A 7,571-nucleotide genomic window follows, 5' to 3' on the forward strand; every position below is an offset into this window, starting at 1 on the left:
TGATATACAGGACAAAGATAATAATTTTACTAGGTTTGTAGTCGTAGGAAAAAAATCAGATTCAGCCCACTCCACTGCAGATAAGAACAAGACCTCAATTGTCTTCTCGACCGAACACAAACCCGGCAGTCTCTCTTGCATTCTGAATATATTTAGCTTATGGGATATTAATATGAGTAAAATTGAATCCAGGCCGTCTCGAGGAAAGCTCGGTACATATATCTTTTTTATTGATATTGAAGGTCATATGATCGATCCAGACGTTAAAGATGCTTTAACGATGGTAAAGCGAAAAACTACTTTTTATAAGTTTCTGGGTTCCTATCCAAGAGCGGAAATTGATTAGTCAATTTCCGCTCTTGGATCAAGATCTAATTACCCTAAATACCCGAAGTTTAAGGGAGGCTGGTGTAACCATGTATCATCATAATCTGGAAACATCAGAAAGCTATTTTCCTCAGATATGTACAACTCATAGCTATAAAGATCGCATCAACACTAGAGAAGCTTGCCAGTCTGCTAATTTGGAGGTCTGTAGCGGCGGAATTATTTCGTTGGGTGAAACTATGGGTCAGCGCTTGGAGATGGCCTTTACCCTGAGAGAATTGAAGGTTCAGTCAGTCCCCATAAATATTCTTAATCCCATCAAAGGAACGGTACTGGAGAATCAAAGTGTTTTACCAGCTTTGGAAATATTACAAACGATCGCCATCTATCGATTTATTTTGCCAGAAGCAAAGTTGCGCTTCGCGGGTGGTCGTGAAAATGGCCTGCGAGATTTGCAGGCTTTAGGCTATTTGGCGGGAATCAATGCTACTTTGGTGGGTAGTTATTTAACCACTTCCGGGCGTACCGTTGCTGAAGATATCCAAATGATCATAGACATGGGGTTAGAAGTATAGTTGCTCTTGGCTACGTTTTTAGACAAGAGGGAAGTTTCTGCCACCTCTCAGAACTAATTTGGTTGGGCGCCGTGAACAACTTAACTCTTTTCTTCAATGTATAACGAGAAAAATCAAACTCATTGGAATAATGATACCTTAGAACGCCCTGCAAAAAATATTTATTGGTAATATTGCTGGTTTCGATGAGTTCGTTTTTAAATCTTTCAAATATATCCTGGAACTTAATTATATTTCGGTCAATGTCGATAATTGCTTCATGGATCTTTTTCAGTAACTCTTTGCTAATCTTGATGCCACTGGGCAGTATTCGTTTTCCTCTATCACATAATATCGTTAGTTCAGTCAACCTTACATCAATTGCTCGGTTGTTCTCAGGCAGACGAACATCACCAAACAACTCACGCACATAATTGCGAAAACGAATTGATTCAGAATCGTCGTATAGTTTGATCCCATCAGGATAGTACTTTTCAAGCACGGCATAGTACATTCGTGAAAGGCTTACTCTTTTCTTCAGATAAACTTTACCGATTAGGCTATAGCCTATTAGAACGAGTCGTCTCGCATCGTCCATTGACAGAGCAAAGGTGAAATTACCAATAACATTGGCTATCAATTCATCCACCGATTCAGAATTGAGTATCTCAGGCAAGCCGTCTTTCAATTCGATTAGTAATTCATACCATTTCTGATCTCCGATAATAAAGCCATTAAGTTCGTCAGACCAATGTGCTGTGGAGCAGTTACTTTTTTTTACAGAATATATAAATATATCGGATAAACTGCCTAACAGTTCGTTAATATCATCAAGAGAGATATACCCGGTATTTTTGCTAAAGGCATAAAGGATATAATGAGGCATGGCCCTAGTAATATAACGATCGAAGCGTCCTTGGAATTTCTTCTCTATTTGACGTACTCCTTCATGGGTAAGTTCATAGGCGATACTTGTTTGCTCAAGGGTTGCTCCCTTGGCACGTTTTCTAAGTATTTTTTCATCTCGTTCGTTTTTAGACAAGTTGTGTAGCTCTTCTCTCAATAGGGTCTGCCTGTCTTCACCCAACCATCTTACAACCTTAATTAGTTGCAGGACGTCCTTTTGGTCTATTGTCAGAGTTAATAAGTTTAATAGATCTCGGACATAGTATATATGGGTCCTTTCAAACAGTTTCGTAAGCCCACTTGTCTCATCTTTCACTCCAAATGCCGAGATCAAGGGAGTAATTCTTGCTTCATAATTATTAAAGGCTAGAGCGTTAATAAGCTGATTAAGTTCAGTCTTATTTTTTGGGCATCCTCATAAGTGGTTATATAGGAATTCAAAATTGATATTAGACCTGCAAGGCCTTTGTGGTTTTTAAAACACCAACTACAAAGATCCTCTCCCAATAGCTCTTTGATTTCAAGGAGTTTGTTTGAAATCTCGAAATTAATACCATTTTCTTTATCAAATTCAGCAATCGATAATGAAAATAACTTACTAAAGGCAACAGCTTTAGAGGGGTCCTCAAGGCAAACATTAACCATTTCCGTTCCTAAGATACTATCGTCGGTTTGAGCATAGTCGGTCGCTTCTTTTAAATTTATCATGCCTTCACAATGGATCTTGGCAGTGTCTTTTCCTTCATATTGTCTATGAGGATCTGTAAATAAATGTTTTTGTTTTAAAACCATAAAATCATTTCTTTCTTTATTTATTTAAAAAAAAACAAAATGAGCCCTTAATTTATAATAATTAAGGGCTCACTAAAACACTTGACCGCTCCAAATCAGCTATAGATTTGGTGCCCGGTTATGAAATTATAAAAGCCGCCAGATATCGTTAGACATCTTGACGGCTTCTTTGCCGATTGATTTACCTTAAGTCCTGCTTAAAATAATACCTTTCAAGTTGTAATTTGTCACGATATAAAATGGCTCATAAATGGGAGGTATCATGGTTTATATCGTAGTTAAGGGCTGTATTTGATCGTTACGCAATATTCCTCAATATTTTAACTTTTACTGAGTTCTGCTCATAACGTATTCGACTAAATCATATAAGCAAGAAAAATATATACTGAGGAAATGATGATTGATAGAATCATCAAAGGAAAGGCGATTTTCATAAAGCCTCTAAAAGTAATCACGATTCCATTCTTCTCAGCTAATCCCGCGACAATGACATTGGCGGAAGCCCCAATTAGTGTGCCATTCCCACCAAGACAAGCCCCCAAAGACAAGGCCCACCAAAAAGGTCTTAAGTTTTCAATTCCTCCGATTTGTCCCATCTTTTGGATTAGCGGAATCATCGTAGCTACGAAGGGAATATTATCGATAAAGGAAGAGGCAATAGCTGATAACCATAGTATTAACATTGACGTCGCAACGAGTGCTCCGCCTGTAGCTTCGATAGATTCCCTGGCTACCCATTCTATAACTCCAACATGGTCTAGAGCGCCAATGATTATAAATAAACCTGCAAAAAAGAAAAGAGTAGGCCATTCTACGGCCAGCAGGATATCTTCAGGTTCTTCTTTCGAAATAAACATTAATAAGGAAGCCCCTCCTAAGGCAACAGTTGCCGGTTCTAAGTGAAGCATCTTATGAATAATAAAACCCAGGATTGTCAGAGCCAGTGCCAGCAAAGACTTTTTTAATAAGGCGTAATCCTTAATCGCTTCAACCTCACGTAGCTCCATGATCCGAGACTTGGAAAGTTCCGAAGTTATTAAGTCTTTGCGATAAACAAACCGTAAGATTAACATGGTCACTATAAATATAACTAATATGGGTACGATGAGATTACTGGCGAAATCCATAAAACTTAATCCGGTAGCACTGCCAATCATAATATTTGGAGGATCTCCTATTAAAGTGGCTGTACCTCCGATATTAGAGGCTATGACTTGACTTATTAAAAACGGGACAGGATCTATTTCGAGTTCATAACAAATTGAAAAGGTTACTGGAACAATCAGTAATACTGTCGTTACATTATCAAGCAAAGCCGAGGTTATTGCCGTTACTGCAGCTAGGGCCACCATTATTAATAAAGGATCACCTTTAGTTAACTTAGCAGCTTTGATTGCCATATATTCAAAAACTCCTGTGCGGCGAGTTATCCCGACGATGATCATCATGCCAATGAGCAATCCAATAGTATTAAAATCTATGTATTGAATGGCTTGTTCTTGATTAATTACATTAGCAAAAAGAATTAAACTTGCTCCGATTAAGGCAACCACAGTTCGGTTAATCTTTTCGCTGATTATTAGTCCGTAGGTCAAAAAAAAGATTACGATGGTTATGATTACTGGTGCGTTGAGTATCATAATGTTGCCTCCAATCTAGAGAAATTGGAACAGCTGATTATTTAACCAGTAAATAATCAGCCGCTCCCTGACCTTTTACCTTGAGCTAGATAGCTTCTTCACCTTGATCGCCAGTACGGATACGTACAACTTCATCCACGTTTTGGACAAATATTTTGCCATCGCCAACCTGACCGGTGCGCGCAGCTTTAACGATAATTCCGATAACCTCTTCCACTTTTGCATCTCCAGTTACGATTTCAAGTTTAATTTTAGGTAACAAATGGGTAGTCACCTCTTGACCCCGGTAGATTTGAGTATAGCCTTTTTGCCGACCAAAGCCAAGCACATGAGTAACGGTAATACCTAAGATATCAGCAGCAGCCAAAGCATCTTTGATCTCATCCAACTTGCCTGGTCTGATAATGGCTTCAATTTTTTTCATAGAAAATCCCCCTTCTTCATTTCACTCATTATACTGAATATTGAACGTGTTTGTAAGCTATTCACCGGTAGAAGATTGCAAAACAAACTCAGGATACGCTAAGATGCCCATCTCTGGGATATCCAGTCCAGCCACTTCATCCTCTGGTTTTACACGCATACCTAGGGTAGCATCGAGAAGTTTATAGAAGATAAGAGATAAACCGATGGCCCATACTAATACTACCCCTGCATCGATTAATTGAGCCCAAAGCTGTCCAACGTTTCCATAGAGCAAACCAGTTACTCCGCCAGCCACTCCGTTAAGCCCGTCACCATAGGTCCCATCAGCGAAGATTCCGACACTGATAACACCCCAGATACCATTAACCATGTGAACGGATATTGCCCCGACAGGGTCATCTATTTTCAATTTACGGTCAATAAAGAGTACGCTGAAGACTACGAGCGCTCCGGCAATTGCTCCAATAATAACAGCAGAATTAACATTGACAAAACCGGAGGGAGCGGTAATTGCTACTAGGCCTGCCAAGGTGCCGTTACACATCATCGAGGGATCTGGCTTTTTATACTTTATCCACATAATCATCATTGACACAAAACCGCCGACCGCCCCAGCTAACATTGTATTAACTGCAACAACCGCAATACGCAAGTCTGTTCCTGCTAAGGTACTACCAGGATTAAAACCGAACCAACCAAAGAACAATATTATTGTACCCAGAACTGCCATTGGAATATCATGCCCAGCGATTACATTGATTTTTCCGCCAGCATATTTCCCGATTCGTGGTCCTAAAACCAAAGCGGAAGCTAAAGCGGCACCTCCTCCAATACTATGCACAACACCGGAACCGGCAAAATCTACAGCGCCATGTCCAAGACCCCAATGTGTTCCGATTTGGGCAAGCCAGCCGCCGCCCCACACCCAATTGCCATAGATAGGGTAAAGCACCATGGCAATGAAGAAACTGCCAATGACCACTGCTGAGAACTTAATTCTCTCGGCCATGGCTCCGGTAGGGATAGTCACAGCCGTGTCCATAAATACCATTTGGAATAGGAAGAGGATAAATACCCCCACGTCATATGATCCGCCGGAGGTCAGGAAAAATGCAGTGTGCCCGAACAGTCCCCAGCCGTTAAGAGTAAATTCGTTAACCAGTGGTGCCGTACCGCCAATCGCACTGACTGCACCGACCCCACCAAACATCAAACCAAAACCGCAAATATAATAACCAATTGCTCCAACTAAAAAGACCATTAGGTTCATGGCCATCGTATGGGCGGCATTCTTGGCCCGGGTAAATCCCGCTTCTACCAAGGCGAATCCTGCTTGCATGAAGAAAACCATGAAACCGGTAAGTAATACCCACACGAAGTTGATGCCGATTTTGTTTTTACCAACTTGAGCAGCGACTTCAGCTAAAGTCGGATCTCCGGCTTTAGCTGCTGCGATATCCGCGATACCACCCGTGTTTGCACCAGAGGGATCGCCGGCTAAGGCCACTGTAGCTATTATAAATACAAAAAATACCGTTAATAACATGATTTTGAGAAATCTTGATTTCGTCATCTTTTCCTTACCCCTTTCTGAACATTGTTTTTCATCCCTCAGTCTAATCCTCCTAATTACTACTAGGTCTGAGGTAGGTGTAGTCATTTACAACTGATTCTTAATTCGCAGATAGGCCCTGCGCAGTTGCATTCCTTTGTAAATACCAAATAATAGCACAAGCATTCCTAGAAAAGCGGACGATAACGGTCTGTTAAAAGCGGTTAAGTTAAAGCTTGGAATCAGCAGCAACCAAGCCAGCCCTGAGAGAATTAAAAAGACGTCTGCACCAAGTAGGACCTTTATCATGGTCATAAGAATCACCTCCTCTAAATATAAAGAACGCTCGGACATCTCTGCCCAAGCGCCTTTGCTTGTATGAAATAAGGCGCTCTCGAAAAAATTCGAGAGCGCCTTTGCTCATTACGGTTATTATACGGAGTATTTGTGCAAACGTCTAGTTGGTTTTTACAAAAACATTGTATACATGGAAGCGCAGTAAGGAGCGTTTTAACATAATTTACCTTTAAAAAACATTTCCTTGCAGTGACATGTTGATATATCACTAGCATCATTCTTCTAAATAAGGAGTTTATTAAAACTATCGCTTAATACTTCTGACATTGGCCAATCTAATACTCTTTATATGATATGATGGAATATATTTATCACTAGATTAGATTAAAGGGAGGGAAAATTTATGCTTAATGCGATTTTCCTATTTATTCTCGCTGGTTTAGCTGAAATAGGAGGTGGGTATTTGGTATGGCTTTGGCTTAGAGAATCACGTCCAGTTTGGTATGGCGTATTAGGGAGCATAATCCTCGTTCTCTATGGTGTCATACCGACCTTACAGAGGTTCCCGAACTTTGGCAGAACCTACGCTGCCTACGGAGGTATTTTTATATTTTTGGCAATTTTATGGGGATGGGGAATTGATAAGAAAATCCCCGATACCTATGATTGGATAGGCGCTGTAGTATGTTTGGTGGGTGTTTTTATCATGTTATGGGCGCCGCGTCCTTAATTTTTGCACTCCACATGTATAAAGTGAAAGGGGGGTGCAGAATATATCTCCCTCATAACTATAATAAGCCTCGGTCAGTTTGGGGTATACTGAAAAAGATATTTTGCGTTATTCATTTGGTCTAGAAATGAATTCATAGAAATGGAGACATATTAATAACAAAATTCGAACCGGATCATTATAGGGATTCGGATTTTTTTATGTATTCAAATTTAAGGGCCTAAAGGTCAACAATATGAGTGGGTACTCATATTGTTTTGGAATACACTCATTTATCTTTAGGCAATCCTCTGGTATAATTGATTGATATATAAGTCTGTTAAAAGTTTTAAAAAAACATAAAATGA

At 39.9% G+C, this 7,571-nt stretch carries 9 protein-coding genes; 3 read left to right on the plus strand and 6 right to left on the minus strand.

All coding sequences use genetic code 11. The features are described 5' to 3' along the window. Both DSBG_RS20830 and bioB read left to right on the plus strand, forming a co-directional pair. The coding region (locus DSBG_RS20830; protein WP_141694395.1) for a prephenate dehydratase at window positions 1-346 on the plus strand (346 nt) is incomplete at its 5' end. A gap of 70 nt (window positions 347-416) precedes the next feature. After that, on the plus strand, window positions 417-902 hold the full coding sequence (gene bioB / locus DSBG_RS20835; protein WP_068966842.1) for a biotin synthase BioB: 486 nt from the start codon (window positions 417-419) through the stop codon (window positions 900-902). A 10-nt stretch (window positions 903-912) separates the two neighbouring features. Here the strand turns inward: bioB and DSBG_RS20840 are convergent, their stop codons facing one another. From DSBG_RS20840 to DSBG_RS20865, 6 genes are all read right to left on the minus strand, one after another. Then, window positions 913-1,923: a hypothetical protein gene (locus DSBG_RS20840; protein ID WP_141694396.1), complete on the minus strand. Its 1,011-nt coding sequence runs from the start codon at window positions 1,921-1,923 to the stop codon at window positions 913-915. A gap of 230 nt (window positions 1,924-2,153) precedes the next feature. Next, on the minus strand, window positions 2,154-2,579 hold the full coding sequence (locus tag DSBG_RS20845) for a hypothetical protein (RefSeq protein ID WP_068966846.1): 426 nt from the start codon (window positions 2,577-2,579) through the stop codon (window positions 2,154-2,156). Between the two features lie 356 nt (window positions 2,580-2,935). Continuing rightward, window positions 2,936-4,219 carry an ArsB/NhaD family transporter gene (locus tag DSBG_RS20850; RefSeq protein ID WP_068966848.1) on the minus strand — a complete coding sequence of 428 codons (1,284 nt, stop codon included), beginning with the start codon at window positions 4,217-4,219 and terminating at the stop codon, window positions 2,936-2,938. Between the two features lie 85 nt (window positions 4,220-4,304). Continuing rightward, window positions 4,305-4,643, minus strand: coding sequence for a P-II family nitrogen regulator (locus DSBG_RS20855; protein WP_068966850.1), 339 nt, complete (start codon window positions 4,641-4,643; stop codon window positions 4,305-4,307). 57 nt (window positions 4,644-4,700) lie between these two features. Then, window positions 4,701-6,218 (minus strand): ammonium transporter, encoded by a 1,518-nt coding sequence (locus tag DSBG_RS20860; RefSeq protein WP_068966851.1) that lies wholly within the window; start codon window positions 6,216-6,218, stop codon window positions 4,701-4,703. A gap of 87 nt (window positions 6,219-6,305) precedes the next feature. Then, window positions 6,306-6,512: a hypothetical protein gene (locus tag DSBG_RS20865; protein WP_068966857.1), complete on the minus strand. Its 207-nt coding sequence runs from the start codon at window positions 6,510-6,512 to the stop codon at window positions 6,306-6,308. Window positions 6,513-6,897: 385 nt separating this feature from the next. On the opposite strand from DSBG_RS20865, the gene DSBG_RS20870 reads away from it, so the two are divergent. After that, a complete protein-coding gene (locus DSBG_RS20870) occupies window positions 6,898-7,224 on the plus strand; it encodes a YnfA family protein (protein WP_068966859.1) in 327 nt (108 codons plus the stop codon). The last annotated feature ends 347 nt before the right edge of the window (window positions 7,225-7,571 follow it).

Source organism: Desulfosporosinus cupriresistens, from assembly GCF_001707885.1.
Taxonomy (GTDB): domain Bacteria; phylum Bacillota; class Desulfitobacteriia; order Desulfitobacteriales; family Desulfitobacteriaceae; genus Desulfosporosinus.